The following is a 24,691-nucleotide window of genomic DNA, read 5'->3' on the forward strand; positions in this document are numbered from 1 at the left end:
GGTTTTACACCGGGCCGCCATCGTCGGGCCCATGTCCGACGACCGGATCGTCAACGAACGCGACGTGGAGTGGGACGAGGAGTCCCACGGGTCCTCGTTTCTGACCCGGCGCAAGCGCCTCGGGACGGCTGCCGGCGGCGAGGAACTCGGCTGTAGCCTCTACGAGCTCCCGGCCGGGAAGCGGCCGTTCCCCTATCACTACCACACCGCAAACGAGGAGGCGATCTACGTGCTCTCGGGCGAGGGGACCCTCCGAACGCCAGAGGGTCACGATGCTATCGGGCCGGGCGACTACGTCGCGCTCCCCGCCGGCGAGGAGCACGCCCGTCAGGTGATCAACGACGGCGACGAGCCGCTTCGCTACCTCTGTCTCTCGACGATGCGCGCACCCGAGATCACCGTCTACCCCGACTCCGGGAAGATCGGCGCGTTCGCCGGACGGGCGCCCGGGCCGGACGTCGATCGGGCGCTCCAGGCATACCTCCCGATGGACGCCGCGACCGATTACTGGGACGGGGAGGAGGAAGGACGCGACTGACGCACTATGCCGGAGGTAGGCTGAAGGGGATCGGCGTCGACACCCCGGCATGGACCCTGACGCCGACTTCGAACGGCTCGCCGAACGGATCCGAACGCACTCGACCGAGGCGTCGGGATCGAACACCGGCCGGGTGACGATCCACGACCTCGAGGACGTGAGCTACGAGTCGCTGCGCGAACTGCTCGACGCGCTCGACGAGGAGAACGTCGATCCGGGGGCATGCGTCTTCTATCTCTCGTCCGACAACGCCGAGAGAGCCCTCGAGGGATTGGACGCGGACGACGTCGACGCCCTCGCTGACCGCCTCGGCCGGGAGGTCCGCGTCGAGGGGTCGATGCCCGACGACACGGTCCTGTTTCTCGACCCCGACGCGATCGAGGACGGGGAGGTTGTCGACCCGGGTGCGGTCGCCTGTGGCACCGTCGGCGACGGCTAGGACCGCGAGAACAGCGCCTTCAGCTGCGCGCGCGAGAACAGCGAGCTCGGGCGGTCCATGTGGACGCCGATCTCCCCCGAGAGCGCTCCCAGCCCCGCCTTCTGGACCGGCTCCGGAAGCGAGTACGCTCTCCGAATCCAGCCGCCCATCCCGATCTCGCGTGCGAGATCGTCGCGCCATGCCTTCTCGTAGGCTTTGAGACTCGTGGGGTCCTCGGGATCGATCCGCTCGGCGGCGTGGTCGGCGGCGGTCATGCCGTAGAGGATGCCGCCGCCGGTGAACGGCTTGGTCTGGGCGGCCGCGTCCCCGATCAGGAATCCCCGGTCGCTGGTGACGCGGGCGGGCGGGCCGATGGGGATCATCCCCGAACAGACGTTCCCCGCCTCGGCGCCGTACCCCTCAGTGAACTCCTCGAACAGCCCTCGTACTTCGCGCCCGGGCGGGGCGCCGAGGCCGTACTCGACGCCGGCCTCGCCCCGGGGGATCCGCCACGCGAAGAAGCGGGGGACGGTGAGGTGGACGTCGACGCGGTCGCCGTGGTCGGGCTCGTCGGTGAAGCCGAGCACGCCATGGAGCAGCTCGTCGGGCTCGTCGATGCCCAGATCGCGGCGAGTACGAGAAACGGGGCCGTCGCAGCCGGCGACCATCCGCGCGCGGAACTGCGCGCTGCCCTCGGGCGTGCTCGCCGAGACCAGGACGTGTTCGTCGTCCTCGCTGACCTCGGTGACGGTGTGGTTCTCCCGGAGGTCCGCGCCCGCATCGCGGGCGAGCTCGGCGAGGTGTTTGTCAAGCCCGACCCGATCGATCACGTTCGAGATCGGCTCGTCGGTGTAGAACGGGTACTCCTCGCTGCCGGGACCGTCGAGGTGAAAGCGCGCGCCCGTGATCTCGTTCTGGAGGAGCTCCTCGCGGGCGCTCTCATCCGTGTACTCCCAGAGGTCGGTGCTGACGTGGCCCGAACAGGCCAGTGGCTCGCCCACGGTTCCCCCCTCGAGCGCGAGCACGTCGTAGCCCTCCTCGGCGGCACGGCGGGCGAAACGCGAGCCGGCGGGGCCGGCCCCGACCACGACGAAGTCGTACATTACCGGGTGCTACTGGGGCGGCGAGTAAATACCTCGTGGTCCCCGTCGCTTTGAGTCCCGAGCCCGTAGGATCGACGATGACCGATCGCGCCGCGGACCCCTCGACCGTCGATCGCCTCCGGACGGCGCTCTCCGACCTCGGCGAGCGGGCCCTCGAAGCGCTCCCCGGCGGGGAACGCAGCTATCCGACGCCGCCGCGCTCGATCGTCGACGGCGAGGACCGCGAGGTCGAGCTGCGCGCGTACGACGAGGGGGCGTTCGAACCGTTGGTGGCGATGTACGTCGACTTCGACCCCGAGCAGCGCGCCCAGGGGACACCGCCGGTCGGCGAGGGGAACGTCCGCGAGTGGCTCGCGGGCACCCTGCTGGAGGGGCCGTCGGTGGTCGCGTGGGCCGAGGGCGACGGGAGCGAGGAGCGCGCGGTCGGCCACGTCGCGTTCGTCCCCGACGACACCGGGAAACACGAGCTCGCGATCTTCGTCCATCCGGAGTACCAGCGCGCGGGGATCGGCGACGCACTCATGGAGACGGGCTTCGGCCACGCCCGCGAACGGGGCGTCACGCAGGTCTGGCTCACCGTCGAGCCCTGGAAGCGGGGGATCGGGAAGTTCTACAGCGACCACGGCTTCGACACGGTCAACGCCTACGGCCACGCCCACCGGATGTCACGGTACCTCTGATTGGGCGCTCGCGGGACTGGCCTCGCTTCGCTCGGCGGGACCACGACACATTCAGAGATCGTGATCGGTGAGGTACGCCTACATCATGGATCGCCCGTTGAATCCTCGATAGTGAGGATGCTATCATCTCACCGCGTAGATATGTATACTTGATAATTCATACCCGTGAATACAAACGTTTGTACCACCGGAAATAGCACCATTGTCCGGGAAACGATCACCGTCCAAATGATACTTCTACTTACTGGTATATAAATGCATGATATACTCTAATGAAAAAGATATAAATATAATCATATTAAAAATGGGATCGGAATGAGAGATAGACCAAATTCGGGCGGAAATATCGGATGTCGGACATTCGTACAGACGATGATATCGAACTAATTCCCTAATACTGATCTATGGTTCAGTCCACTTCCATTGTGACCGACCTACTCATCGGCATCGACCGGACGGTGACAGTTCGCATGACCTTGGGTGCGGTCGCGCTCTGTCCAGTACTCGTCGTACTCTGGGTACTCGTCACCGTCGGTATGGATGAGCCACGGAGCATGTACGATATAGGAGCAGGGCTCGTAGTCGTTCTCGTCGCGCTAGTGTCGGTCATGAACGGGTATCTCGGCGGCGGGCTGGTCGCAAGCGTTGCTCTCGGTATTTCGCCGCCGATCGCGTTCGGAATCACCGCCCGGATCGCTGACTGGCTCTACAATACGCAAGGCGACTCGCCGTTGTGGGCACTGGTCGTCGGATTCATCGTCATCGTAGGGACAATCGCCGTCGCTAGCTTTGCTGTCGGTGCGATAGCGCGCTGGCTGGTCAGCTGACTCCAATCTCAGTACATAACCCAACACGCAATGGCCGATTTCGAATCCATCACAGTTGACCTACTCGTCGGCTCCGACCGAACCATAACGATTCGCGTAATCTACGGCGCGATCGCGCTCTGCCCGCTAACCGTCATTTACTTGGCGCTCGCCAGTTTCGTCACGGACGCATCATGGGGAAATCGTGCCGCTGTTCCTCGTCGCCTTCGTTGCGCTAGCTTCGGCACTGAACGGATATCTGGGCGGCGGGCTGGCCGCTAGTGTTGCTCTCGACATCTCGCCGCCGATCGGTTTCGGAATCCTCGGCCTGATCGGGGAGTGGTTCTATAATACGCAGGGCGACTCCCCGCTGTGGGCACTAGTCGCCGTTTTCATCGTCTCCGTCGGAGCGGTTGCCGTCGCCGCGTTCGTGGTCGGGGCGGCGGCGCGGTGGGCAGTCGGATACGTCGGATAACTGAAGGTCGGGGCGAACGCCGATCAGTCGTCGCCGACCGCTTTCGGTGGTTTTCGCTGGGCCCGTGATCCCTCGATATCGACGGCTGGAAGCAGGTCTCGGAGGTAGCGATCCGTATACAAGGCGTCGGGCCCGCATCCGTGAGGGCTCACTCGGTCGCGAAGACGTTCTCGTCGAGATATAGACCATTGACCCAGCACTCGTACGCAAACCACGCGAAGAACAGCGCGGTCAGCGGCATGACGACGGTCGAGAGGGTGACCGGATCGTCGCTGCCGTCGATGATGGACGAGAGCTCGTTGACGACCCAGCCGAGCGTGAACACCCCCGTTCCGAGGGCGATCCCGTCGCTCCACGAGGTCGTCGTCACGCCGAGCGAGATCCGATCGCGGACGCTACCGACGAGCCACGAGAGAGCGGCGAAAACGTAACATGCGAGTACGATGGCCGATACCGGGTCCGTCGGCACCCCGTTGACGCCGACGAGAACGACGATACCGAGCGCGATCAGGATGCCACCGCCGGCTATCCCTTGTCGGAAGGCGTTAAATCGTGAAATCGTTGGGAGTCTCGAACACTACTCAGTCGTCGTCCATCGGTGCCGTTGCAGGTTCGGGACGCTCGTCCGAGCGTGGCCCCTCGATGTCGACCGCCGGCAGCAAGTCACGCAGGTAGCGGCCCGTGTGTGAGGCGTCGATCTCGGCGACCTCCTCGGGGGTGCCCTCGGCGACGACCTCGCCGCCGTTCTCGCCGCCCTCGGGACCCAGGTCGACGATGTGGTCGGCGTTCTTCACCAGGTCGAGCTCGTGTTCGACGACCACGACCGAGTTGCCGCCGTCGACCAGGCGCTGGAGGACGTCGATCAGCTTGCGCTCGTCCTCGCTATGGAGCCCCGTGGTCGGCTCGTCGAGCAGGTAGAGCGTGTCGCCGGTGTCGCGCTTCCCGAGCTCCTCGGCGAGCTTGATGCGCTGGGCCTCGCCGCCCGACAGCGTCGTCGAGGGCTGGCCAAGGCGCATGTAGTCGAGGCCGACGTCCGAGAGCAGCTGGAGGCGGCTCTTGAGCCGGGTGTCGTGCTCGAAGAAGTCGAGAGCCTCCTCGACGCTCATGTCGAGGACGTCCGCGATCGTCTCGCCCTTGTACTCGACGTCGAGCGTCGCGTCGTTGTACCGCGAGCCGCCGCAGGCCTCACAGGGCACGTAGACGTCCGAGAGGAAGTTCATCTCGATCTTCACGGTACCCTGCCCGCCACACTCCTCACAGCGCCCGCCCTTGACGTTGAACGAGAAGCGGCCCTTCTCGTAGCCGCGCTGTTTCGCGAGGCTGGTCTCGGCGAACAGCTCGCGGATGTAGTCGAAGACGCCGGTGTAGGTCGCGGGGTTCGAGCGCGGGGTCCGGCCGATCGGGCTCTGGTCGATCAGGCGGACCTTCTCGACGTTCTCGATCCCCTCGACCGCGTCGTGGTCGCCCGGGTCGACGGAGGTGTTGTCGTTCATCTCGCGGGCCAGCGCCTTGTAGAGGATCTCGAACATCAGGGTGGACTTGCCCGAGCCCGAGACGCCCGTGATCGCCGTGAACGCCCCGACGGGGATCTCGACGTCGAGGTCCTTCAGGTTGTGCTGGCGCGCGCCCCTGATCGTCAGCGTCTCCTCGAACCCGCGGCGTTCGTCGGGCACCGGGATCGCCTTCCGACCCGAGAGGTAGTCGCCGGTGATCGACCCCTCCGCGGCGCAGATCTCGTCGAAGTCGCCCTGGGCGACGACCTCGCCGCCGCGCTTGCCGGGGCCGGGGCCCATGTCGACGATGGTGTCGGCCCGGCGCATCGTCGCCTCGTCGTGTTCGACGACGATCAGGGTGTTGCCGAGGTCCCGAAGCCCCTCCAGCGTGTTCAGCAGGCGATCGTTGTCGCGCTGGTGGAGCCCGATGGACGGCTCGTCGAGCACGTAGAGCACGCCCACCAGCCCGCTCCCGACCTGGGTCGCGAGGCGGATGCGCTGGCTCTCCCCGCCGGACAGCGAGGAGGCCTCGCGGTCCAGCGTGAGGTACTCCAACCCCACTTCCTCCATGAAGCCGAGCCGGGCGCGGATCTCCTTGAGGATCTCCTCGGCGATGGTCAGCTCCCGTTCGGTGAGGTCGGCCTCCATCCCCTCGAAATGCGAGAGGGCGTCGCCGATGCTCATGCGGTTGACCTCGGTGATCGCGGTGTCGCCGACGAGCACGTGGCGCGACTGCTCCTTCAGTCGGGTGCCCTCGCAGGCCGGACACTCGGTGACGGCCATGTAGTCCTCGATGTGCTCGCGGGTCGAGTCCGAGTCCGTCTCGACGTGGCGCCGGTCGAGGTTCGGGATGACGCCCTCGAAGCGTTTTTGCTTCCGACGGGTGCCGTTCCGCGTCGAGCGCTCGAAGGTGACCTGCCGGTCGGTGCCGTGGAGGAACTGCCGTTGCTGGTCCTTCGAGAGCTCCTCGAAGGGGGTCGACGGGCTCACGCCGAAGTGCTCGGCGACCGCGTCGAGGCGCGTCCGGTAGTACGAGCGGTTGTAGCTCCAGGGCTCGAAGACGTGTTTGATCGGTTTCGACGGATCCCGAACCACGAGCTCCTCGTCGACCTCCTTGGTCTTGCCCAGCCCCTCACAGTCGGGACAGGCCCCGTAAGGGCTGTTAAAGGAGAACGAGCGCGTCTCGATCGCGGAGAAGCGGAAGTCGCTGTTGGGGTTCCCGAGCTCCTCGGAGAACTCGATGGTGACCCGGTCGTCGCCCTCGCCGGCCAGCGAGCCCGTCGAGCGGGTGTTCGACCCCAGCTCCATCCCCTCGGGCGGGTCGGGGACGATCAGCTTGAGGACGCCGTCTGTCTCCTCCAGCGCGGTCTCGACGCTGTCGGCGATCCGCGAGCGCGCGTCGGGCGCGATCTCGATGCGGTCGACGATCACGTCGATCGTGTGGTCGTAGTTCTTGTCGAGGTCGGGTTTCTCGAGGGTGAGGTCGTAGCTCTCGCCGTCGACCTCGACCCGCGAATACCCCTCCGAGACGAGCTCCTCGAAGAGGTCCTCGAAGGCGCCCTTCTGGTCGCGCGCGACCGGCGCGGCGATCATCGCCCGCGTGCCCTCCGGCAGCGAGAGGATCTGGTTCACCATGTCCTGGGCGCTCTGTTCGCCGACCTCCTCGCCCGTGACGGGGTCGTACTGGGTTCCGACCCGCGCGTACAGCAGGCGGAGGTAGTCGTGCAGTTCGGTGACGGTACCGACCGTCGAGCGGGGGTTGTTCGCCGCGTTCTTCTGGTCGATGCTGATCGCCGGCGAGAGACCCTCGACCGACTCGACCTGGGGCTTGTCCATCTGCCCGAGGAAGTTCCGGGCGTACGCGGAGAGTGACTCGATGTAGCGCCGTTGGCCCTCGGCGTAGATCGTCTCGAACGCCAGCGAGGACTTACCCGACCCCGACAGCCCGGTGACGACGGTGAACTCCTCGCGGGGGATCGACACGTCGAGGTCCTTGAGGTTGTGTTCCTCAGCCCCCTTGACCTCAATAAAGTCCCGACTCATTGGAAGACAGGTAGGCGCGCGAGGGGGGAATACCCATCGGTTTCAACGGCAAGCAGTGTGAGAGGTCCTCATACCGCGGGCTATACGAGCCCGGCGACGAACGCCAGCCCCATCAGTATCAACACGGTCGCCGTCACCGTCGAGAGATAGGGTACGTAGCGCTCGACGGTCTCCCGGTGGGTCTCGTAGCCCGCGATGAGCAGGAGGGTCGGCGCGAGGATCGCGCCGATCACCGCCAGCGAGTAGACGAGCATGAGCTCCAGGCAGTAGGCCGTCCCGGCACAGATGGCGATGATCTGGATCGGCTCCTCGTGGGCGAACCCGAGCACGAGCGCGACCAGCCCGATGTTCCAGAGGGTACGACCCTCGGTGTCCGCGAACCCGTGGTCCGCGTGCTCGTGGTCAGGGTGTTGGTCCGCGTCGTGCTCGACGCCGTCGTGGCCCGCGTCGTCGCCGTGGGCGTGGCCGCCGAAGTACTCGTAGAGCCCGAGCGCGATCAGGACGAGCCCGGCGACCGTCGTGAGCCAGCCCGAGTCGGCGAGGTCGGCGAACGAATCGAGCCAGAAGAACGCACCCACGAGCGCGATCGAGCTGAAGAGGTGGCCGATCCCGAGGATCAGCCCCGCGGCGACGCCGTAGAGCCAGCGGTTTCGCTGTTCGAGGGCGTAGGCGGCGGCGATGGGCCAGCCGTGATCCGGCAACACGCCGTGGAGGACCCCAGCCCGACGACGGCGGCGACGAGACCCGAGACCTCCTGCATGGTCGGTGGTCGGACCGGGACGGGTAAACGGGTTGTTATGTCCGAAACGGCCGAGCCGTAGTACGGCAACACGCTTCCTTCATCCCGGCGAAGACAGCGACATGCGAACGAGTCTGAACGTCCCGGAGGAGGTCCTCGAGGAGTTCGACCGGACGTGGCAAGCCGAGGGGCTCGGCTCCCGGTCGCGGGCGATCCGCGAGGCGATGGCCGAGTACGTCGAGTCCCACACGGAACTGGAGGGAATGGAGGGGACCGTCGCCGCCGCGGTCGTCTTCGACTACGAACACACCGCCGTGATCGAGGCGCTCCACGACGTCCAACACGAGTACCAGGACGTCATCGGCTCGACGAGCCACACCCACCAGGGCGACTGGTGTCTGGAAACGCTGTTCTGTCGGGGCGACGTCGCCGACGTTCGCGAGCTGGTCTACCGGCTGAAGGACTTCGACCACGTCCGCCGGGTCAACGTGATGCTGATCGAAGTGGACGAGGAGTGAAAGGGCTGATTCCAACGAAGTAGTGAATTATCGCTTGAATCAGTTCAACGGTGATAAGGATCACTAAAGATCAATTGATGTCAAAAATCCCTCAGATCGTCTTGACTGGGCCCGAAAACGCTCAGTAAAGGTGTGAACACTGCCAGTCACAGATGATGGCTGAAAAGTTGTGCAAGATAGAGCGCGCAAATGTAGTATGAGGTAATGGCCAGTCATTGAGGGGAGACGAGCACTCGGTACAGCGGAAGGATTATATAGAATAGTCTTATTGTCTGAAAGCAGAGGCTGAAGGATGACCGTTTCCACCCTCTTCTAAGTCGTCGCGTTCCCGCTTTGGGACCGCGAGAATCGTCTTTGTAACTATTAGAGCGGTGTGTCTGATTTCATCGCTCTCAGCGCCAAGCATCAGCAATACATGAGTCAACTACCGACACGATCAGATATCGACGACCAATACAAGTGGAACCTCTCAGTCATCTTCAAATCTGTCGAAGATTGGGAGAGCGAATTGACCGCAGTTCACAACCGACTGGAAGATCTGCGTGAATATGAGAGCCACATCGCAGAAGATGATGAAACGTTATTACGCGCTCTTCAGTTGTTCGAGGAGATACTCCGCCGCACGCAACGGCTTCGACTGTACGCCCAATTAAAGCGCAACGAGGACACCGAGAACAGTGCCCATCAAGAACGACTCCACAAGTCAAATCGGTTAGACCAGGATGTGACAAAAATTACCAACATGGTGCGGCGCGAAATACAGGCCGCAGGCCGCGAGACGATAATGCAAGCGGTTGAGAGGACAGAGAAGTTGGGTGTGTACAAGCATCTCCTTAGTGACTTTCTTCGGATGGGAAAGCACGCACGGTCCTCAGAAGTTGAAGACCTGCTGGCAGATTTTACCGAAGTCATCGAATCGCCAACACGTGTCTACTCATCGCTCACAAACAACGACATCAAGCCACAGTCTGTGGAAATGCCCGAAGGAGAACAGGTTGAGGTAACAGGAGTCAATCTCGGTAAACATCTCCGCCACCGAGACCGCGCGTTTCGTCGCCGTGCCTACCAGTCGGTGCATGAAGAACACGCCGATGTAAAACACACTATTGCGACAGCATACGCAGATAAAGTGAAAGCACAGGTGGCCCTCGCAGACGCTCGAAACTACGACTCAGTGCGGGAGATGGCGTTCAATAAACCAAGCTATCCCGAAACCGGACTGCACATTCACCTCCCTGGCGAGGTTCACGATGCCCTGACAGCCGCAATCCGTGACTCGCTTAACCCACTGCATCAATACTACGAGCGGCGAAAGGCCATCCTGGAACTCGACGAACTCAAAGCGTGGGACTTGGGTGTTCCACTTGCCGACGCGAACGAGCCGTCTGTGTCATATGAGGATGCGCGAGACCACATCCTCACCGCCGTCGAACCACTGGGGGAGTCGTACAAAAATCGGCTCGAAGAGTTCTTTGCGTCCCAACGTATCGATGTCTATGAGACGCAAAACAAGCAGAATATCCTCGCGTACGGGCCGTGGGCTTATGACACCGGGTCATACCTCCTGTTGAATTATCAGGACGACGTACGTTCGATGTCAATCCTCGCCCACGAACTTGGCCACGCGATGCATGCTGAGTACCTACGAGAGGACCAGTCGCCTGTGTATGCGACAGGGGCACGCCCTATCGAGGAAGTCCCGAGTTACGTCCACGAACTCTTGCTCGTATATCACCTGCTCAATGTGGACAACTATGCTCTCCGCCAGTATGCGCGTGACCGCTTGCTCGATGTGTGTCAGGGTATATACGGCTCAACGCTGCACTCGCTGTTCACGCATGAGACGTATCAGGTCGTCGAGGATGGGGAGGACCTCACGCTCGACCGCATCGAAGAAATATATGCCGACCTCCTGACCGAGTTCCGTGCTCCGATGGAGATCGATACGTGGGCGAAGCGAGGATGGCTCGTCGGCAGTCACGGACGACTCCCTTACCATTTCTACCAGTACGCTCTGGGAATAGCTGGCGCACTACGCACCGTAGAACAGCTTCTTAACGGTACCGTTACACCGGGCGAGTACCACGACTTCTTGCGAGCAGGGGGAACGATACGCTCTGTCGAGGCCTTCGAAACGCTTGGTCTCGACATCCGGTCCCGAGAACCGTTCGAACGTGCCTGCTCAACAGTGAAGGAACACGTTAGAGAACTGGACGCTACTGAGTAGTACCAGCAACCAGTTTTGTGATCCCTTCGTTTAATACCGATATGGACGAGTATTATCCGATGCGCGGTCCTAGATATCCAAACAAGTTACACCATACAATGTCCGAAAGATAGTATCTCAACAGGACTCCGTATTCCAATTTATTGGTATAACAAGATCAGACTTATTATCTTTGAGTGTATTGCTGAACGGTACACAAGTGTCTGGTACCGAAGGATCGGAGAATTCGAAGAATGAGGACCATATTAATTTTTCTGAGACTGTCTACATCGACGGTCCTGTCGAAGTCTTCTTTCAGGGTCCATTGCCATACTTTACCGAGCCGCAGATCGAGCATATTGCTCCGCTGTTGAAATTCTCTGGCGATATTCCGGACGACCGGGCCGAGTGGCATCACAACTACACACCTATCGAATCATGGATGTTGGCGCACATCTACCGCGAGATTAACGGGTGGTCAATTAAACGAACTGCGGATCGGTTCGCTGGAGAGCGCGATCTCCCGCAGATGCTCGGTTTCTTCGACGAAGGACCAGTCAAGGGCGATCCCGGTGACCCGCCAAGCTACACGCAGTTGCGGGACATGTGGGAAGAGAACTTCACCGCGCGCCACCGTGGAGCGGTGAAGGTTGTTGCCGAGCGACTGGTCGAGTACTGCCGGAACAACGGAATTTCCCGCGCCTGAAGACGTATTCAGGCTGGATAAAGATGTAGAAGTCGAAGATCCACACGAAGATCACCCGACCGTTCGGGAGCTGACGATCAACAAGACGGCGGACGTGTGGGAGCACATCCGACCGCTCGTTCTCAAACACTGGTATCTGAAACGCCATCACAACTGGCAGATCCCCGAGCACCAGTTCTTCGACGCGCACGCCGCTCTCGGCGCGGATAGCGACGATGTCTATCCCGAGTCCGCCCTCGGGAACTACTAAGCGAAAGGCGTCATCGAGGACGCGCACCACCCTTCGACCCACCGCCGCGAACTATCGAAGCTAACCGTCGAAGAAATCCGAGAGCTGCACCGAGCGGTAGTGAGAGACCTGATAGCAGAGGCACGGCGTGAGGGTGAACTCGTGGGGAAGATGACGCTCGCTATCGACGAGACGAAGGGCCACCCGTGGACGGGCGAGATCGAGCGCGACGAGGACGGTAACAACATCGATCCGTGGCGTCTCGGCTACGCGAACGACAACGACACGCGGACACAGTATTACTACAAGTGGGCGGCAATTCAGGTCGTTGGCTTCGACATCCCCATCGTCCTCGATGCACTCCCCGTCAAGCGCAGAATGACGAAAGGCGAGATCGTGGACGATCTCCTCTCGTCCGCCACCGAGCTGCTCGATGAGGTTGAACTCGTCCTGATGGATGGTGGCTTCGATTCCGAGGCCTCGAAGAACAACGTTGAGAAGAACGGGGCGCTGTACGTCAATCGGAAGAGCCGAGACAAGGACGATAAGCGCCGAATGCGAGAGATGTGGGTGGAATCAAAAAGGGGATTATATATCGCCGTATGGGGTTCATTCGAGGTCGGCGAGCCGTTCGAACGAACCGTCGCGAACGGCGGCCACGAGTTCGTTCTCGTCGATCTCGGGAACCTGGCCGGGGTATTTGCGCTCGAAGTAGCCGAAGAGGTTCCGGACGTCACGCGCGAGGAACTCCTCGGCGTTCTCGTGGTCGGCGGGGACGGCCTGTGGCCAGTCGAAGACCGTGATCCCGTCCTCGGCGACGAAGACGTTGTACTGGCTCATGTCGGCGTGGACGTAGCCCATCTCGTAGGCCGTCGTCAGCTCCCGGAGGATCATGTCGAGGATCGGGCGGACCTGTTCGGTCTCGAGTTTCGTCCGCGAGAGCTCGACCCCGTCGATCCGCTCCATGATCAGCGCGTGGCGGTTCTGATCCTCCGGACGCGGGACCGAGACGTCGGGATAGAGCGCCTCGAGGGCATCGTACTCGCGTTCGGCGGCCTTTCGTGCGGTGTAGAACCACGAGAGGTGCTCCTTCTCGGAGGTGTAATCGCGCTCGCGGCGGACCTCCCGGAAGTTCGTATAGCCCTCCCGGTGGAACTTCAGGGCCATCGGCCGGTAGGACTGGACCTCGAAGACGTCGCTCTCCTTGCCGACCCCGAGGGGGACGCCGAACCCCTCGATGGTGTCGCGCTCCGCGAACGTCCGCAGCGCGAGCGCGTCGTAGCCGTCCATCCGCAGGCGGATCCCCTCGTACTGGATCGTCTTTCGTTCGACCAGCCCCCGATCGAGACAGCGCTCCAGTCGGAAATCGACCTCCTCGGGGGTGAGCCGGGAGAACTGCGGGAGCTTCCCGCGGTTCACCCACTCGCTGAAACGCATGCCGTGTTCGACGCCCGAGAGCAGGTGGAAGTCCTCGGGGTCGAGCTCCTGCATGACGCTCGCGACGTTCCGTGCCATTGCCCGTGATAGGGCGGACGGCGGTAAAAGCCCCGCGAGGCGGCATATAAATCTCATGTGGCGATAGGAAATGGCCAGCCCGGTCGACGATCCCGACCAGGAACTGAAGCCACCGGGCGGCGAAGTGGGGGTGTGAGCGACGAACACCCGGTCTTCGCGGCGCTGTACGACCCGCTGACGAGAATCGCCGAACACCGGCTTCGCCCCCATCGCGAGTGGCTCGTCGAGGACATATCGGGGCGCGTGCTCGATCTGGGGTGTGGGACCGGCGCGATGTTCCCCTACCTCTGTCGGGGGGGGATCGACCTCCACGCGCTCGATCCCGATCCCCACATGCTGGCGCGGGCCGAGGAGCGCGCCGCGGCGCTCGACTGTCCAATAGAGCTCCACGAGGGGTATGCGGAAACGCTACCGTATCCCGACGACCACTTCGACGGGGTGGTCGTCTCGCTGGTGCTCTGTAGCGTCGACAGTGTCGAGGAGAGCGTCGCCGAGATCGCACGGGTCCTCGCGCCGGGCGGGGAGTGTCGCTTCCTCGAGCACGTCCGCGCGGAGGGATGGCGAGCCGAGTTTCAGGAGCGGCTGACCCCCTGCTGGCGCCATCTCGCGGGGGGCTGTCGGCTGGACCGCGAGACGCCGCGTGCGTTCGTCGCGGAGCCGAGGCTGGGGGTCGAGCGGCTCCAGCGGGTCCCGGTCGGCGTGACCCCCGTTTCTCCGATCCTTCGGGGGCGAGCCGTTCGGGAGTAACCGGAACGTCCTTCTACCGTCGTCCTCTCCGTACATGAAACGATCCCTCCCATGACGACGGATGAAACGGCAGCAGTCGACGCGTTGGAGAGCCTCGGTCTCTCGAACTACGAGGCCAAAGTATTCATCGCCCTACAGACCCTAGGGACGGGGACCGCGCGCGACGTCTACCGCGTCTCCGAGATACCACGATCGCAGGTGTACGGCGCCGCCGAGAACCTCGCCGAGCGCGGACTGATCGAGGTCCAGCACTCGACGCCGATGCAGTACCGGCCCGTGAGCCTCGAGGAGGCCGAGGGGCTCCTCGCCGAGCGGTTCGAGGAACAACGCACCGAGGCGTTCGACTACCTCGAGTCGGTCCGCGAGCACGACCCGGGCGGCGAGGAGCGCGAGGACATCTGGTCGGTCAACGGCGTCGAGCACGTCGACGACCGGATCGAACACCTGATCAGGGACGCCGACCACCGGGTCGTCTTCGGGGCGGGTTCGACGGACCTCGTGAGTACGTCGCTCCGCGAGGCGCTCTCGGAGGCCATCGAGCGCGGCGTCGAGGTGGCGGTCGTCAGCGACAGTCCCGAGGTCCGGGCGCTGTTCGAGGACGGGCCGATCACGGTCCACGCCTCGCCCGAGAACCTGCGAAACGAGCGGGCCGCGCGGATGACCGTCGTCGACGACCGGGCGGTGTTGTTGAGCGTGCGCGGGGACGGCGACGAGCGGGAGGCGGCCTTCTGGAGCGAGTCGAGCGGCTTCGCGACCGTGCTCGTCGAGATCCTCACCGGCTGGCTCGAGACGACCGTCGAGTGATCCGAAGGGCTTAAACGCCGTTCGGCGGTATATCCGGCAACTCGCTGGGGAACGGGCACCAGCGGGCACCCGTGAGACGCGCTTCGCGCGGACACGGGCCGGTATGTGGTCCACGAACGGACTGAACCACTCGACGCCCGTGGTGATAACCCATGGCAAAGAGCTTCTACTCACACATCCGCGAGGCATGGAAGAACCCCAAGGAGGGGGCGCTGGGCGAGCTCCAGTGGCAGCGAAAACAGGAGTGGCGCGAGCAGGGCGCCATCGAGCGCATCGAGCGCCCGACGCGCCTCGACCGCGCGCGCGAGCTGGGCTACAAGGCAAAGCAGGGCATCGTCCTCGCACGCGTCAGCGTGCGCAAGGGCACCGCCCGAAAGCAGCGCCACAAGGCCGGGCGCCGGTCGAAGCGCCAGGGCGTCAACCGCGTCACGCGCGATAAGAACCTCCAGCGCGTCGCCGAGGAACGTGCGACCCGCAAGTTCCGCAACCTTCGAGTCCTGAACTCCTACTCGGTGGGCCAGGACGGCTCCCAGAAGTGGTTCGAAGTGATCCTCGTCGACCCCGAGCACCCCGCGATCGAGAACGACGACGACCTGAACTGGATCTGTGGCGGCAGCCACGAGGGCCGCGCGCTGCGCGGCCTGACGAGCGCCGGCCAGCAGAACCGCGGGCTCGGCACGAAGGGGAAGGGCACGGAGCACACCCGCCCGAGCCGCGACCGCTAACGTTCGGTACTTCTTGCCACGCGCTTATTAACGATCGTACCCGACTAGCGGTATGGCCGACCTCTCGCTCGATCCCACGCAGCTCGACCGGTACTCCAGACACATCATCATGGACGAGATCGGCCCCGAGGGCCAGGCGAAGCTGCTCGATTCCCGCGTGCTCGTCGTCGGTGCCGGTGGACTCGGCTCGCCGATCATCCAGTATCTCGCGGCCGCCGGAATCGGAACCCTCGGAATCGCCGACGACGACAGCGTCGAGCGTTCGAACCTCCAGCGCCAGATCGTCCACGGCGACGCCGACGTCGGCGAGCCGAAAGTCGAGTCGGCGGAACGGTACGTCGAGCGGCTCAACCCCGACATCACCGTCGAGACCCACGAGATCCGGGTCGAGCCCGGAAACGTCGAGGAGCTGATCGCCGACTACGACGTGGTCGTCGACGGCTCGGACAACTTCAGGACCCGGTACCTCGTCAACGACGCCTGCACCCTCTCGAACACGCCCTTCTCCCACGGCGCGATCTACAAGTTCGAGGGCCAGGCGATCACGTTCCCCGCGGGAGAGGGCGAGGAGCGAGGCCCCTGCTACCGGTGTCTCTTCCCGGAGGCCCCGCCCGAGGACGCGGTCGCGGACTGTGCGACCACGGGCGTTCTGGGGGTCCTCCCGGGCACCCTTGGCTGCATCCAGGCGACGGAGGCGATGAAGCTGGTTCTGGGGTTCGGCGAACCCTTGGAGGGGCGGCTGCTGATCTACGACGCCGCCGACATGAGCTTCGAGGAGGTCCCGGTGAGGAAGAACCCCGACTGCCCGGTCTGTGGCGAGGACCCCATCGACTCGATCGAGGACGTCGAGTACGCCGCGGAGGGCTGTCGGGTCAGCGCGGACTGACTCGGGCGAACAGCTCGGGGTCGTAGTCGGCCGTGAGCACCTCGAAGGGCGCGCCGGCGTTGGCCTCGTCGTCGTTGACCTCGTCGGCGTTGAACCGGAAGGCCAGCTCCAGGCGCTCGGCGATCGCGTTCAGGTTGTCGGTCTCGTCGAGCCCGCGGAAGTTCGCCTGGTCGTGGAGGAACAGCGCGCCGCCCCGGTCGACGAACGCCGCGAGCGCGTCGAGCTCCACGGGGTCGAACGCGCGCGGCGGGGTCGTGATCACGAGGCCGTCCGCGTCGGCGAGGGTCGCCCCGTCGATCGCGTCGGCGGGCTCGACTCCGTAGCCCTCGTCCTCGGCGAGACCCCGGAAGCGCTCGAACGCGTCGAGCGACCAGTACTGCTCGTGGGAGCCGTCCCAGCGCACCCGATCGCCGTCGATGAGCGCGTCCCACAGTGAGAGCAGCGCCCGGCCGTTCGCGTCGGCGTAGGTCGCGTGGCCGCCCTGTTTTGCGGGGTCGGCGGCGAGCATCGACCCGATCCCGGCGACCCGCCCGTCGACCGAGACCAGCGGGATCCGTCCGTCGTACCGTACGGGCTCGCTCCGGCCGACGTCGACGTTGTAGGCGGTGGGCTCGGCCCAGAGGGCGACGACCGAGTCGTCGGTTAGCGGAGCGCCGCCGGCGTCGAGCTGGCTCGCCGGCGAGTACATCCGCACTGGAGGACGGGTGGAAGGAGTGGCGGTGGCGACCCCGGACGTGATGCCGAGGGTCGCCCCGGCGGTCGCGAGGAACGTGCGTCGATCCATGGACGACCCATTCCCCGACCCGGGCATATACTTTCAGGTAACTCTAGTATAGAAATTATGTTCGAACCGGGGCCGTAGGCGGAACCGCTTTGGGTCGGTCGACGATAGATCGACCATGAAGCGCACGGAACGGGAGTGGCGGCTCGTCCGCGAGGAGGCGTGGGAGGGGCCGACGAACATGGCGCTGGACGAGGTCGCGGCGGCGACGGCCGCGGCGGGCGGCCCGCGGACGGTGCGGGTCTACCGATGGGAGCCGAGCACACTCTCGCTTGGTTACCACCAGGATTCCCATACCGTCGATTGGGAGTTCTGCGAGCGCGAGGGCATCTCGGTCACCCGGCGACCCACCGGCGGCGGCGGGATCTATCACGATTTGCACGGCGACATCTCCTATACGATCGTCGCGCCGGCCGACGAACTGCCCGGGAACCTGATGGAGAGCTACGAGCTGCTCTGTGAGCCGATCCTCGCTGCCTTCGACCGGCTGGGCGTCGAGGCGGGGTTCGCCGAGGAGCCCCAGCCCGAGATCCACCGGCCAGCCTGCTACCTGCGGGAGCTGCACCCGGCCCACGACGTGGTCGCGGGCGGGAAGAAGATCAGCGGGAACGCCCAGTACCGCCGGAAGGACGCCGTCATCCAGCACGGCTCGGTCACGTTCGAGTCGCTGCCCGAACGCCACCTCTCGACCTTCTCGAACCCCGAAACGACCCCCGAGGAGTTCTCGGATCGGGTGACGAGCCTGCGCGAACAAGGGGTCGAGGACCGCGAGGCGGCCGTCGAAGCGTTCGAGGGCGCTCTGAAGGAGTGGGCCGGCGCCGAGGAGGGGTCGTGGAGCGACGAGGAGCTCCAGGACGCCCGCGAGCGCGCCGACGGGAAGTTCGCGAGCGAGGCGTGGAACCGGGACGGAGACGATCCGCTCGACTGAAAGCCCCCGGGCAGGGAGTGGGGACATGGAGGAAGTCGTCCACGCGAGAGGCCACGAGAACGTCAGCGCCGAGCACGCGAGCACCTTCGAGGTGACGACCGACGACTGGCTCACGCCCGCCGGCGACTGCATCCTCGCCGTCGAGGCCGACCGCGCGCCAGCCGACTTCGCCCCCGCGTTCGTCGAGGCCTGCCGGGACGCCGGGGCGAGGATCACGACCACCTTCGAGGCCGACGGGCACACGGAGGAGGTCGTCGGGCGGGGCCATCCCGACCTCGCCTTCGAGAGCGAGCGCAGCATGGTCGGGCGCACGAGCGAGTACGTCGACGAGCGGACGTTCGTGGTCGGTGCGGGGAAGGCGGCGGCGGGGTTCGACCGCGACCTGATCGAGGCGCTTTCGGCGGGTGCGGAGCTGACGGTCACGGTGCGTGTCGAGCCCGCCGAATAGACGACGGTTTTTGTGCGATGGGGACCCAGAACCGGGTATGAGCGATGAGTCGGAACCGGCCGAGAACATCAGCGGCGGCCCCGAGGGTGGCGGGATCGCGTCGGAGTTCGAGCCGAGCGAGGCGGCGACACGCGCGGAGGCCGTCGTCGACGTGCTGGGGGAGCTCTACTGGCAGAAGACGTACGGCGGACAGGACGCCTTCGAGTGTCTCGTGCGCACGATCCTGAGCCAGAACACGTCGGATAAGGCGAGCCAGCCGGCCCACGAGTCGCTGATGGAGCGGTACTCCAGTGGGGACTTAGTCGAGGCGCTCGCCGAGGCCCGTCAGGACGAACTCGCCGAAACGATCAGTTCGGCGGGGCTCTACAACCGGAAGTCGGAGGTGATGATCGCCGCCGCCGAGGAGATCCGCGAGGAGTTCGGCTCCGAGGAGGAGTTCGACGCGTTCGTACGCGAGGGCGAGCCCGAGGCGGTACGCTCGCGTCTGTTGGAGATCGACGGCGTCGGGCCCAAAACGGCGGACTGCGTGTTGCTGTTTTCCGGTGGTCGGGGCGGCGTCTTCCCGGTCGACACCCACGTCCACCGGATCTACCGCCGGCTGGGGATCGCCCCGCCGAAGGCCGACCACGAGGGGGTCAGGGAGATCCTCGAGGAGGCGGTGCCCGCCGAGAAGTGCGGGTTCGGCCACACCGCGAGCATCCAGTTCGGTCGGGAGTACTGCTCGGCGCGAAAGCCCGCCTGCCTCGACGGTCCGGAGGCTTGCCCGATGTACGACCTCTGTGAGCGGATCGGGGTCGACGAGGTGGAGGAGTCCGTGGTCGACCCGGCCGAAGTCGAGTCGTAGGTCAGCGTGCGGCGAGCACTGCCCCGATCACGAGGAGGAAGGCCGTGAGCGCCATGTTCGGGATCGAGAGCCCGAGCAGTTCGTACTGGATCGTCGTACAGCCGCCGCCGACGGTGCAGGCCCCCTCGCCGACCCGCTGGATGGCCGAGTGGTAGGCAGCGACCGTCGCGCCCGGGATCGCGAGCGCCATCGCGGTCGGAGCGATCCTCGGGTTTCCTTCGAGCGCCGCGATCCCCAGTATGGGTACCAAGGGGTACATGAAGATCCGCTGGTACCAGCACAGCTCGCAGGGAACCAGCCCGAGGACCTCGCTGAAGTAGAGGCTGCCGGCGGTGGCGACCGCCGCGAGCAGGGTTCCGAGGGCGAGCCACTCCCGCGAGCCGAACCGGTGCATTGGACCCGCTTCGCACCCCAGCGTGAGAACGGTTACGCTGCCGTTTGTCAATCAGGACAGAGAGCTCAGTTGCGGATGTGGTGGCCTCGCTTCCCGGCCGCTGGCCGCGAAGCGAACGGGGAAGGGCTGGCGTCCTCAAGAGCGGTGCGCGATCGCGCACCGCGTCCTGCTGTCCTGGCGGACATGCAAAGGGCGAGGCTGACCCGCCAGGGTCAGCCGAGGGCTTTCATTTGAAGCGGAAGGTCTCCAGGTTCTTCGGGGAGAAGGTCCGCATGTTGTAGTCGTGGTACAGCGCCGACGAGAGGTCCTGAACGGAGCGTTCGTCGCCGTGGACACAGAGCACCTTCTCGGGGCGGGGGTTCATCGTCTTGACGAAGTTCTCGAGCCCCTGGCGGTCGGCGTGGCCCGAGAAGCCGTCGACGGTCTCGACCTCGAGGTTCAGGCTCAGGCGGTTCGAGCGCCCGCGGCCGTTGCTCATCGGGATCTCGTCCCAGCCGTTCTGGATGCGCCGCCCCATCGTCCCCTGGGCCTGGTAGCCGACGAACACCATCGTGTTGTCCGGGTCGGGTCCGAGGTGCTCGAGCCAGGACATGATCGGGCCGCCGGTGACCATCCCCGACGTCGAGAGGATGATACACTCCTCGCCGTCGGCGACCTCCTGGCGCTCGTCCTCGCCGCCGTCGATGTGGTTGAAGTAGTCGGCGAGGAAGGGGTTCTGGTCGTCGTGGAAGATCCGGTCGCGGACGTCGTCGTTGAGGTACTCGGGGTAGGTGGTGTGGATCGCCGTCGCCTCCCAGATCATCCCGTCCAGATGGATCGGCATCTCGGGGATCTTCCCGGTGCGCATCGCCTCCTCGAGGACGAGCATGATCTCCTGGGAGCGCCCGACCGCGAAGGCGGGAACCACGATCTTCCCGCCCCGGTCGTGGGCCTCGTTGATGGTCTCGATCAGCGTCCGCTCCGAGTCGCTCTGGTCGGTCTGGTAGTCGTTTCGCCCCCCGTACGTGGATTCGAGGACGAGAGTCTCGACGCGCGGGAAGTCGTTGACCGCGCCGTTGAGCAGGCGCGTCTCGTCGTAGTGGATGTCGCCCGAGAACGCGACGTTGTAGAGGCCGTTTCCGATGTGGAAGTGGCTCACCGCCGAGCCGAGGATGTGACCCGCGTTGTGGAAGGTGAGCTTCACGTCGGGCGCGATGTCGGTGACGTCGCCGTACTCGATCGGAATGGTGTGTTTGATCGCCTCGCGGACCATCTCGGACTCGTAGGGCGGCGTCCGGCCCTCCTTGGCGGCGACGTCGAGGTAATCCAGCTGGAGCAGCCCCATCAGGTCCCGGGTGGGCTCGGTGGTGTAGATCGGACCGTCGTAGCCGTATTTGAACAGCAGGGGGATCAGCGCCGAGTGGTCGAGGTGGGCGTGGGTCAGCACCACGGCGTCGAGCGAGTTCGCGCCCGAGCCGAGGGCCTCGGGTACCTGCAGATAGGGGACGTCGTCGGAGCCGGGCTTGTCGCCACAGTCGATCAGGATCCGGGTATCGGCCGTCGAGAGGATGAACGCGGCCCGCCCGACCTCCCGACAGCACCCGAGCGTGGTGATGCGGACCCACTGCTCGTCGGAGAGCTGCTCGCGGTGGATCTGCCGGCCGACCCGTTCGAGGATGTCCCGGCGCTCGTCGCGCTCCTGTTTGAGGAAGCTCCGAACGTTCGAGACGGTCGGCGACTCGATGGGCGGGGTGCGAACGACCTCCGGCGTCCAGCCGACCTCTTTGGTGATCTCCCGGAGCGTCGAGCCGTGGCGGCCGATCACCATGCCGGGTTTCTGGGCCTCGATGACGACCTCGCCGGTGTCGGCGTGGAAGTCGAGGTCCGAGATCCCCGCGTCGTCGGGGACGACCGACTCGATCTGCTCGCTCGCCTTCGCGGGCGGCGCGAGCACGTCGGGGTCCGGGCGGACCGTGATGCGTTTGCGGAGCTTGCTCGCGAGCCGACGGACGAGGTCGCCCTGCTGGGCGAACTTCTTGGGCTCGCGCGTATAGACCACCAGCTCCGGCCCCTCGTAGGTCACGTCGGAGACGGAGATGTCGGCCGGGATCTCGTTCTTGATCGTTTCCAATGCGTCGTCGAGTTTCTGATCTACCGTGCTCATAAGTGAGACTGGAGTCGCGGGCGCGCCACGCCGGAAGGGCCTCGATCCCGACGAGCGATCCGGTCGCTCGTGACGATCGATCCGTTGGGACGTGGCGTTGGAGACATCGTGAGTGGACGCGATACAGCTACCAGTGGTGAAACCGGTCTGGGCCCCGGACACTGCCGAGGAAAACCCGCTTGCTCGACGGTATGAGGCCGGTGTTATAAAATCCCTTCGGCCCAACGGCCGCCATGCGACTCACGCCGGCGGCCGTCGCCGAACAGTTCGACTGGCTCCACGGGCGCGATTCGACCGTCGTCGCGCTCGTCAACGACGTCCGAGGGGAGCTCGGGGCGGCCTTCGACACCGAGGTCGACCCGATCGCTCCCGAGGAGTACCACGCGACGATCGATCTGGTGGGGGAGGACGGGGATCGGGCGGTCAACGTCGCCGCACTCGTCGCGCTCCTTCGCGAGCTCGACGTCGAGGGCGACTACCCCGGGTTCGTCGTCGACGAGCTGCTCGGCCGGGAGCTCGCGGCGATGATCGCCGGCGACCAGCCCCTGCGGCTGCTCGCGGAGGCGACCTTCCACTACGCCGACGTCCACCACCACACCGACGAGCCCGCCGGCCGCGATGACCTCGACGCCGCGCTCGCCGCGGGCGTCCAGACGCGACTGCCCGGCTGGGACTGGACCGAGTCGGCGAGCCCCTTCGATGTCGAGCCGGATTCACGTCACCGGGACGAGAGGTGAGCGAGGGACGGCGACCGGTAGCCACGATGACCCGAGCCATTGAGAGGTCGTTCGTTCGTCATGTACTCGAAGTCCGGCGAGCACCACCTGGAGGCCACACGACGGGGGATCGGTTCCGTCGGCCCCTTTCGATGCGAACCGCCGACGGGGATCGTTCCTGTCACTCGGATTTCCGGCTCGGAGTGAACGATCCAACCACGGACCGGCTCGTGTCATAGACGAACCCCTTCGTGGGGCCGAATTATCTACCAGTAGATACTTTTCCGTGATCAGCGCTCGCTGCAGTGTGGATCGAACACAGCGGACCACCACGGACGTATCGCGGCGGACGATCATTCGCGGGATGGCGGGGCTGGCCGCGCTGGGCGGGGTCGGTAACGCCGCGGCCGACGAGGAGGACGACCGGGGCGGGGACCCGAGCGCGGACGTCAGCTTCCCGGATCAGACCGTCGCGAACGACGGCTCCGGGCCGACCGTGACGGTCGACCGCCTCGAGATCAACGAGGGGGGCTATCAGTCGATACACCAGTACAGCCGCTTCCAGTTCGCCGAGGGCGAGGACCCCGAGGAGTACGACGTCCCGGTCCCCGACGAGCTCGGAAACCCCGTCTGCGAGTCGCTGATCGGCATCACGGAGTATCTCGAACCCGGCGTCCACGAGGACTTGGAGGTGCCGCTGTTCCGATCGGACTCGCCCGCCGTCGAGCTCGGGGCGGCGGAGGCGGGACCGCTCGAGGAGAGCCAGGTCATGATCGCCATCCCGCACCACAACACGACCGACGAGGGCACGTTCAACTGTCCCGACGACCCCTCGACGCCGGACCCGTTCGAGAACGGCGAGGAGGTCGACGGCGCGTTCGGGAACGGCAGCCGCGACGTCGGCGACATCGGCGTCTCCCACGACCTCGCGACGGTGTTGGTCGAGGACGACGACGAGGAGCAGAAGGACGTCGCCGGACGCGAGGGGGAGCTGATCAGGGCGGGCGTTCTCGTCCCTCAGCCGGTCGGTCCCGATGACGAGGAGGAGGAAGACATCGAGGAGGAAGGCGACGAGGACGATGAAGACGAGGACGGGGAGGAACGGGAGCAGGAGAACGAAGGGGAGGGGAACGGCGAGGAAGAAGACGACGATGACGAGGAGAGCGAGGAAGAAGACGACGATGACGAGGAGAGCGAGGAAGAACGGGACGACGGCGACAGCGACGACGAGGACGACCGAGAAGACGACGACGGTGACGAGGACGAGGAAAGCGGGAACGAGCAGGAAGGCGAAGGCGACGATGGGGAAGAGGACGGAAGCGACGAGGAACGGAGGGAAGCGGAAGACGAGGAGGACGACGGTGACAGCGAGAGCGAGGACGACGAAGAAGGGGACGGGAACGAAAACGAGAACGAGGGGAGCGGGGAGAAGTGAGGCGAACGCGGTCGGTTCCGGAGCGGTCGCGGCAGGCACGACCGATCGGCCGGTCCCGACTCACGGCTTCCCGGTACGCTGATCGAGGGCCGGTAGCGAGGGGTTGAAACCCGTCGGGGGAGTAGCGCCGCCGATGCGGACGCTCTACGTGCTGACGATCGCCGGTCTCGTCGGCGTTCTCGCTCTCTCGGCGGCGATCGGGACGCTCGACCCGCGGGCGCCGCTGGCGCTCGTCGCCCTCTACAACCTCTGGCTGCTCGCGACCGTCGCGGTCCTCGTCGCGGCGGTCATCACCCTCGCCTTCGATTTCTTTTCGTTCATCACGGGCGGAAACAGGAGATAGATATAGGACGATCGACACCGCAGTGGCT

Annotated in this window: 27 protein-coding genes; 19 read left to right on the plus strand and 8 right to left on the minus strand. The window is 65.0% G+C overall.

From position 1 onward, the window contains the following. Positions 1 to 31 precede the first annotated feature (31 nt). Positions 32 to 538, plus strand: a complete 507-nt coding sequence (locus tag WOA58_RS06610) for a cupin domain-containing protein (protein WP_340603389.1) — start codon at positions 32 to 34, stop codon at positions 536 to 538. A 49-nt stretch (positions 539 to 587) separates the two neighbouring features. Continuing rightward, complete coding sequence (locus WOA58_RS06615) at positions 588 to 977, plus strand: hypothetical protein (RefSeq protein ID WP_340603390.1); 390 nt, start codon at positions 588 to 590, stop codon at positions 975 to 977. On the opposite strand, the gene WOA58_RS06620 is transcribed toward WOA58_RS06615, so the two are convergent. Then, positions 974 to 2,059, minus strand: coding sequence for a geranylgeranyl reductase family protein (locus WOA58_RS06620; protein ID WP_340603391.1), 1,086 nt, complete (start codon positions 2,057 to 2,059; stop codon positions 974 to 976). The two genes, WOA58_RS06615 and WOA58_RS06620, sit on opposite strands and share 4 nt — an antisense overlap. Positions 2,060 to 2,136: 77 nt before the next feature. On the opposite strand from WOA58_RS06620, the gene WOA58_RS06625 reads away from it, so the two are divergent. The 3 genes from WOA58_RS06625 to WOA58_RS06635 all read left to right on the plus strand — a co-directional run bounded on the left by WOA58_RS06625 (position 2,137) and on the right by WOA58_RS06635 (position 4,020). Further along, positions 2,137 to 2,739 (plus strand): GNAT family N-acetyltransferase, encoded by a 603-nt coding sequence (locus WOA58_RS06625; protein WP_340603392.1) that lies wholly within the window; start codon positions 2,137 to 2,139, stop codon positions 2,737 to 2,739. A 404-nt stretch (positions 2,740 to 3,143) separates the two neighbouring features. Beyond that, on the plus strand, positions 3,144 to 3,566 hold the full coding sequence (locus WOA58_RS06630) for a hypothetical protein (RefSeq protein ID WP_340603393.1): 423 nt from the start codon (positions 3,144 to 3,146) through the stop codon (positions 3,564 to 3,566). Positions 3,567 to 3,750: 184 nt separating this feature from the next. Then, positions 3,751 to 4,020 carry a hypothetical protein gene (locus WOA58_RS06635; RefSeq protein ID WP_340603394.1) on the plus strand — a complete coding sequence of 90 codons (270 nt, stop codon included), beginning with the start codon at positions 3,751 to 3,753 and terminating at the stop codon, positions 4,018 to 4,020. A gap of 148 nt (positions 4,021 to 4,168) precedes the next feature. Here the strand turns inward: WOA58_RS06635 and WOA58_RS06640 are convergent, their stop codons facing one another. From WOA58_RS06640 to WOA58_RS06650, 3 genes are all read right to left on the minus strand, one after another. Beyond that, positions 4,169 to 4,489 carry a hypothetical protein gene (locus WOA58_RS06640; protein WP_340603395.1) on the minus strand — a complete coding sequence of 107 codons (321 nt, stop codon included), beginning with the start codon at positions 4,487 to 4,489 and terminating at the stop codon, positions 4,169 to 4,171. Between the two features lie 112 nt (positions 4,490 to 4,601). Then, entirely contained in the window at positions 4,602 to 7,556 is a 2,955-nt protein-coding gene (gene uvrA, locus WOA58_RS06645) for an excinuclease ABC subunit UvrA (protein WP_340603396.1), read from the minus strand. A gap of 80 nt (positions 7,557 to 7,636) precedes the next feature. Then, positions 7,637 to 8,260, minus strand: a complete 624-nt coding sequence (locus WOA58_RS06650; protein ID WP_340603397.1) for an ABC transporter permease — start codon at positions 8,258 to 8,260, stop codon at positions 7,637 to 7,639. Positions 8,261 to 8,417: 157 nt separating this feature from the next. Between WOA58_RS06650 and WOA58_RS06655 the strand changes: the two genes are divergently transcribed. From WOA58_RS06655 to WOA58_RS06670, 4 genes are all read left to right on the plus strand, one after another. Then, complete coding sequence (locus tag WOA58_RS06655; RefSeq protein WP_340603398.1) at positions 8,418 to 8,813, plus strand: CopG family ribbon-helix-helix protein; 396 nt, start codon at positions 8,418 to 8,420, stop codon at positions 8,811 to 8,813. Between the two features lie 415 nt (positions 8,814 to 9,228). After that, positions 9,229 to 11,040: a M3 family oligoendopeptidase gene (locus tag WOA58_RS06660; protein ID WP_340603399.1), complete on the plus strand. Its 1,812-nt coding sequence runs from the start codon at positions 9,229 to 9,231 to the stop codon at positions 11,038 to 11,040. A gap of 199 nt (positions 11,041 to 11,239) precedes the next feature. Then, positions 11,240 to 11,725 carry a hypothetical protein gene (locus WOA58_RS06665; protein WP_340603400.1) on the plus strand — a complete coding sequence of 162 codons (486 nt, stop codon included), beginning with the start codon at positions 11,240 to 11,242 and terminating at the stop codon, positions 11,723 to 11,725. 94 nt (positions 11,726 to 11,819) lie between these two features. Continuing rightward, complete coding sequence (locus tag WOA58_RS06670; protein WP_340603401.1) at positions 11,820 to 11,975, plus strand: hypothetical protein; 156 nt, start codon at positions 11,820 to 11,822, stop codon at positions 11,973 to 11,975. A gap of 588 nt (positions 11,976 to 12,563) precedes the next feature. On the opposite strand, the gene WOA58_RS06675 is transcribed toward WOA58_RS06670, so the two are convergent. Then, the gene (locus tag WOA58_RS06675; RefSeq protein ID WP_340603402.1) at positions 12,564 to 13,469 is read right to left on the minus strand and encodes a serine/threonine-protein kinase RIO2; all 906 of its coding nucleotides are present in this window, start codon (positions 13,467 to 13,469) and stop codon (positions 12,564 to 12,566) included. A 132-nt stretch (positions 13,470 to 13,601) separates the two neighbouring features. Here WOA58_RS06675 and WOA58_RS06680 point away from each other — a divergent pair, with 132 nt between their 5' ends. The 4 genes from WOA58_RS06680 (at position 13,602) to ubaA (ending at position 16,631) form a co-directional block, all read left to right on the plus strand. After that, positions 13,602 to 14,216, plus strand: a complete 615-nt coding sequence (locus WOA58_RS06680) for a class I SAM-dependent methyltransferase (RefSeq protein ID WP_340603403.1) — start codon at positions 13,602 to 13,604, stop codon at positions 14,214 to 14,216. Positions 14,217 to 14,267: 51 nt separating this feature from the next. Continuing rightward, positions 14,268 to 15,020 carry a TrmB family transcriptional regulator gene (locus tag WOA58_RS06685; RefSeq protein ID WP_340603404.1) on the plus strand — a complete coding sequence of 251 codons (753 nt, stop codon included), beginning with the start codon at positions 14,268 to 14,270 and terminating at the stop codon, positions 15,018 to 15,020. Positions 15,021 to 15,172: 152 nt separating this feature from the next. After that, entirely contained in the window at positions 15,173 to 15,745 is a 573-nt protein-coding gene (locus WOA58_RS06690; protein WP_340603405.1) for a 50S ribosomal protein L15e, read from the plus strand. A gap of 52 nt (positions 15,746 to 15,797) precedes the next feature. Further along, the gene (gene ubaA / locus WOA58_RS06695) at positions 15,798 to 16,631 is read left to right on the plus strand and encodes an SAMP-activating enzyme E1 (RefSeq protein ID WP_340603406.1); all 834 of its coding nucleotides are present in this window, start codon (positions 15,798 to 15,800) and stop codon (positions 16,629 to 16,631) included. Here ubaA and WOA58_RS06700 read toward each other — a convergent pair. Beyond that, positions 16,618 to 17,415 (minus strand): nuclease, encoded by a 798-nt coding sequence (locus tag WOA58_RS06700; RefSeq protein ID WP_340603407.1) that lies wholly within the window; start codon positions 17,413 to 17,415, stop codon positions 16,618 to 16,620. The two genes, ubaA and WOA58_RS06700, sit on opposite strands and share 14 nt — an antisense overlap. Positions 17,416 to 17,530: 115 nt before the next feature. On the opposite strand from WOA58_RS06700, the gene WOA58_RS06705 reads away from it, so the two are divergent. The 3 genes from WOA58_RS06705 to WOA58_RS06715 are packed head-to-tail and all read left to right on the plus strand — an operon-like array spanning position 17,531 to position 19,632. Then, positions 17,531 to 18,340: a lipoate--protein ligase family protein gene (locus WOA58_RS06705; RefSeq protein ID WP_340603408.1), complete on the plus strand. Its 810-nt coding sequence runs from the start codon at positions 17,531 to 17,533 to the stop codon at positions 18,338 to 18,340. A 25-nt stretch (positions 18,341 to 18,365) separates the two neighbouring features. Beyond that, positions 18,366 to 18,788 carry a DUF371 domain-containing protein gene (locus tag WOA58_RS06710; RefSeq protein ID WP_340603409.1) on the plus strand — a complete coding sequence of 141 codons (423 nt, stop codon included), beginning with the start codon at positions 18,366 to 18,368 and terminating at the stop codon, positions 18,786 to 18,788. A 37-nt stretch (positions 18,789 to 18,825) separates the two neighbouring features. Then, a complete protein-coding gene (locus WOA58_RS06715; RefSeq protein ID WP_340603410.1) occupies positions 18,826 to 19,632 on the plus strand; it encodes an endonuclease III domain-containing protein in 807 nt (268 codons plus the stop codon). Position 19,633: 1 nt separating this feature from the next. Here the strand turns inward: WOA58_RS06715 and WOA58_RS06720 are convergent, their stop codons facing one another. Together WOA58_RS06720 and WOA58_RS06725 are read right to left on the minus strand one after the other, a co-directional pair. Continuing rightward, entirely contained in the window at positions 19,634 to 20,026 is a 393-nt protein-coding gene (locus WOA58_RS06720) for a disulfide bond formation protein B (RefSeq protein WP_340603411.1), read from the minus strand. A 226-nt stretch (positions 20,027 to 20,252) separates the two neighbouring features. Further along, positions 20,253 to 22,169: a beta-CASP ribonuclease aCPSF1 gene (locus WOA58_RS06725; protein ID WP_340603412.1), complete on the minus strand. Its 1,917-nt coding sequence runs from the start codon at positions 22,167 to 22,169 to the stop codon at positions 20,253 to 20,255. Between the two features lie 233 nt (positions 22,170 to 22,402). Between WOA58_RS06725 and WOA58_RS06730 the strand changes: the two genes are divergently transcribed. From WOA58_RS06730 to WOA58_RS06740, 3 genes are all read left to right on the plus strand, one after another. Further along, a complete protein-coding gene (locus tag WOA58_RS06730) occupies positions 22,403 to 22,906 on the plus strand; it encodes a hypothetical protein (RefSeq protein ID WP_340603413.1) in 504 nt (167 codons plus the stop codon). Between the two features lie 286 nt (positions 22,907 to 23,192). Further along, a complete protein-coding gene (locus tag WOA58_RS06735) occupies positions 23,193 to 24,320 on the plus strand; it encodes a DUF7282 domain-containing protein (protein WP_340603414.1) in 1,128 nt (375 codons plus the stop codon). A gap of 133 nt (positions 24,321 to 24,453) precedes the next feature. Beyond that, entirely contained in the window at positions 24,454 to 24,663 is a 210-nt protein-coding gene (locus WOA58_RS06740; protein ID WP_340603415.1) for a hypothetical protein, read from the plus strand. Positions 24,664 to 24,691 lie beyond the last annotated feature (28 nt).

The sequence above is a fragment of the Halalkalicoccus tibetensis genome (assembly GCF_037996645.1).
In the GTDB taxonomy this organism is placed as follows: Archaea; Halobacteriota; Halobacteria; order Halobacteriales; family Halalkalicoccaceae; genus Halalkalicoccus; species Halalkalicoccus tibetensis.

Coding starts and splice junctions, on each gene's coding strand:
- WOA58_RS06610 (WP_340603389.1), top strand. CDS start 32: ATGTCCGACGACCGGATCGTCAACGAACGCGACGTGGAGTGGGACGAG.
- WOA58_RS06615 (WP_340603390.1), top strand. CDS start 588: ATGGACCCTGACGCCGACTTCGAACGGCTCGCCGAACGGATCCGAACG.
- WOA58_RS06620 (WP_340603391.1), bottom strand. CDS start 2,059: ATGTACGACTTCGTCGTGGTCGGGGCCGGCCCCGCCGGCTCGCGTTTC.
- WOA58_RS06625 (WP_340603392.1), top strand. CDS start 2,137: ATGACCGATCGCGCCGCGGACCCCTCGACCGTCGATCGCCTCCGGACG.
- WOA58_RS06630 (WP_340603393.1), top strand. CDS start 3,144: ATGGTTCAGTCCACTTCCATTGTGACCGACCTACTCATCGGCATCGAC.
- uvrA (WP_340603396.1), bottom strand. CDS start 7,556: ATGAGTCGGGACTTTATTGAGGTCAAGGGGGCTGAGGAACACAACCTC.
- WOA58_RS06655 (WP_340603398.1), top strand. CDS start 8,418: ATGCGAACGAGTCTGAACGTCCCGGAGGAGGTCCTCGAGGAGTTCGAC.
- WOA58_RS06660 (WP_340603399.1), top strand. CDS start 9,229: ATGAGTCAACTACCGACACGATCAGATATCGACGACCAATACAAGTGG.
- WOA58_RS06675 (WP_340603402.1), bottom strand. CDS start 13,469: ATGGCACGGAACGTCGCGAGCGTCATGCAGGAGCTCGACCCCGAGGAC.
- WOA58_RS06685 (WP_340603404.1), top strand. CDS start 14,268: ATGACGACGGATGAAACGGCAGCAGTCGACGCGTTGGAGAGCCTCGGT.
- WOA58_RS06690 (WP_340603405.1), top strand. CDS start 15,173: ATGGCAAAGAGCTTCTACTCACACATCCGCGAGGCATGGAAGAACCCC.
- ubaA (WP_340603406.1), top strand. CDS start 15,798: ATGGCCGACCTCTCGCTCGATCCCACGCAGCTCGACCGGTACTCCAGA.
- WOA58_RS06700 (WP_340603407.1), bottom strand. CDS start 17,415: ATGGATCGACGCACGTTCCTCGCGACCGCCGGGGCGACCCTCGGCATC.
- WOA58_RS06705 (WP_340603408.1), top strand. CDS start 17,531: ATGAAGCGCACGGAACGGGAGTGGCGGCTCGTCCGCGAGGAGGCGTGG.
- WOA58_RS06710 (WP_340603409.1), top strand. CDS start 18,366: ATGGAGGAAGTCGTCCACGCGAGAGGCCACGAGAACGTCAGCGCCGAG.
- WOA58_RS06715 (WP_340603410.1), top strand. CDS start 18,826: ATGAGCGATGAGTCGGAACCGGCCGAGAACATCAGCGGCGGCCCCGAG.
- WOA58_RS06720 (WP_340603411.1), bottom strand. CDS start 20,026: ATGCACCGGTTCGGCTCGCGGGAGTGGCTCGCCCTCGGAACCCTGCTC.
- WOA58_RS06725 (WP_340603412.1), bottom strand. CDS start 22,169: ATGAGCACGGTAGATCAGAAACTCGACGACGCATTGGAAACGATCAAG.
- WOA58_RS06730 (WP_340603413.1), top strand. CDS start 22,403: ATGCGACTCACGCCGGCGGCCGTCGCCGAACAGTTCGACTGGCTCCAC.
- WOA58_RS06740 (WP_340603415.1), top strand. CDS start 24,454: ATGCGGACGCTCTACGTGCTGACGATCGCCGGTCTCGTCGGCGTTCTC.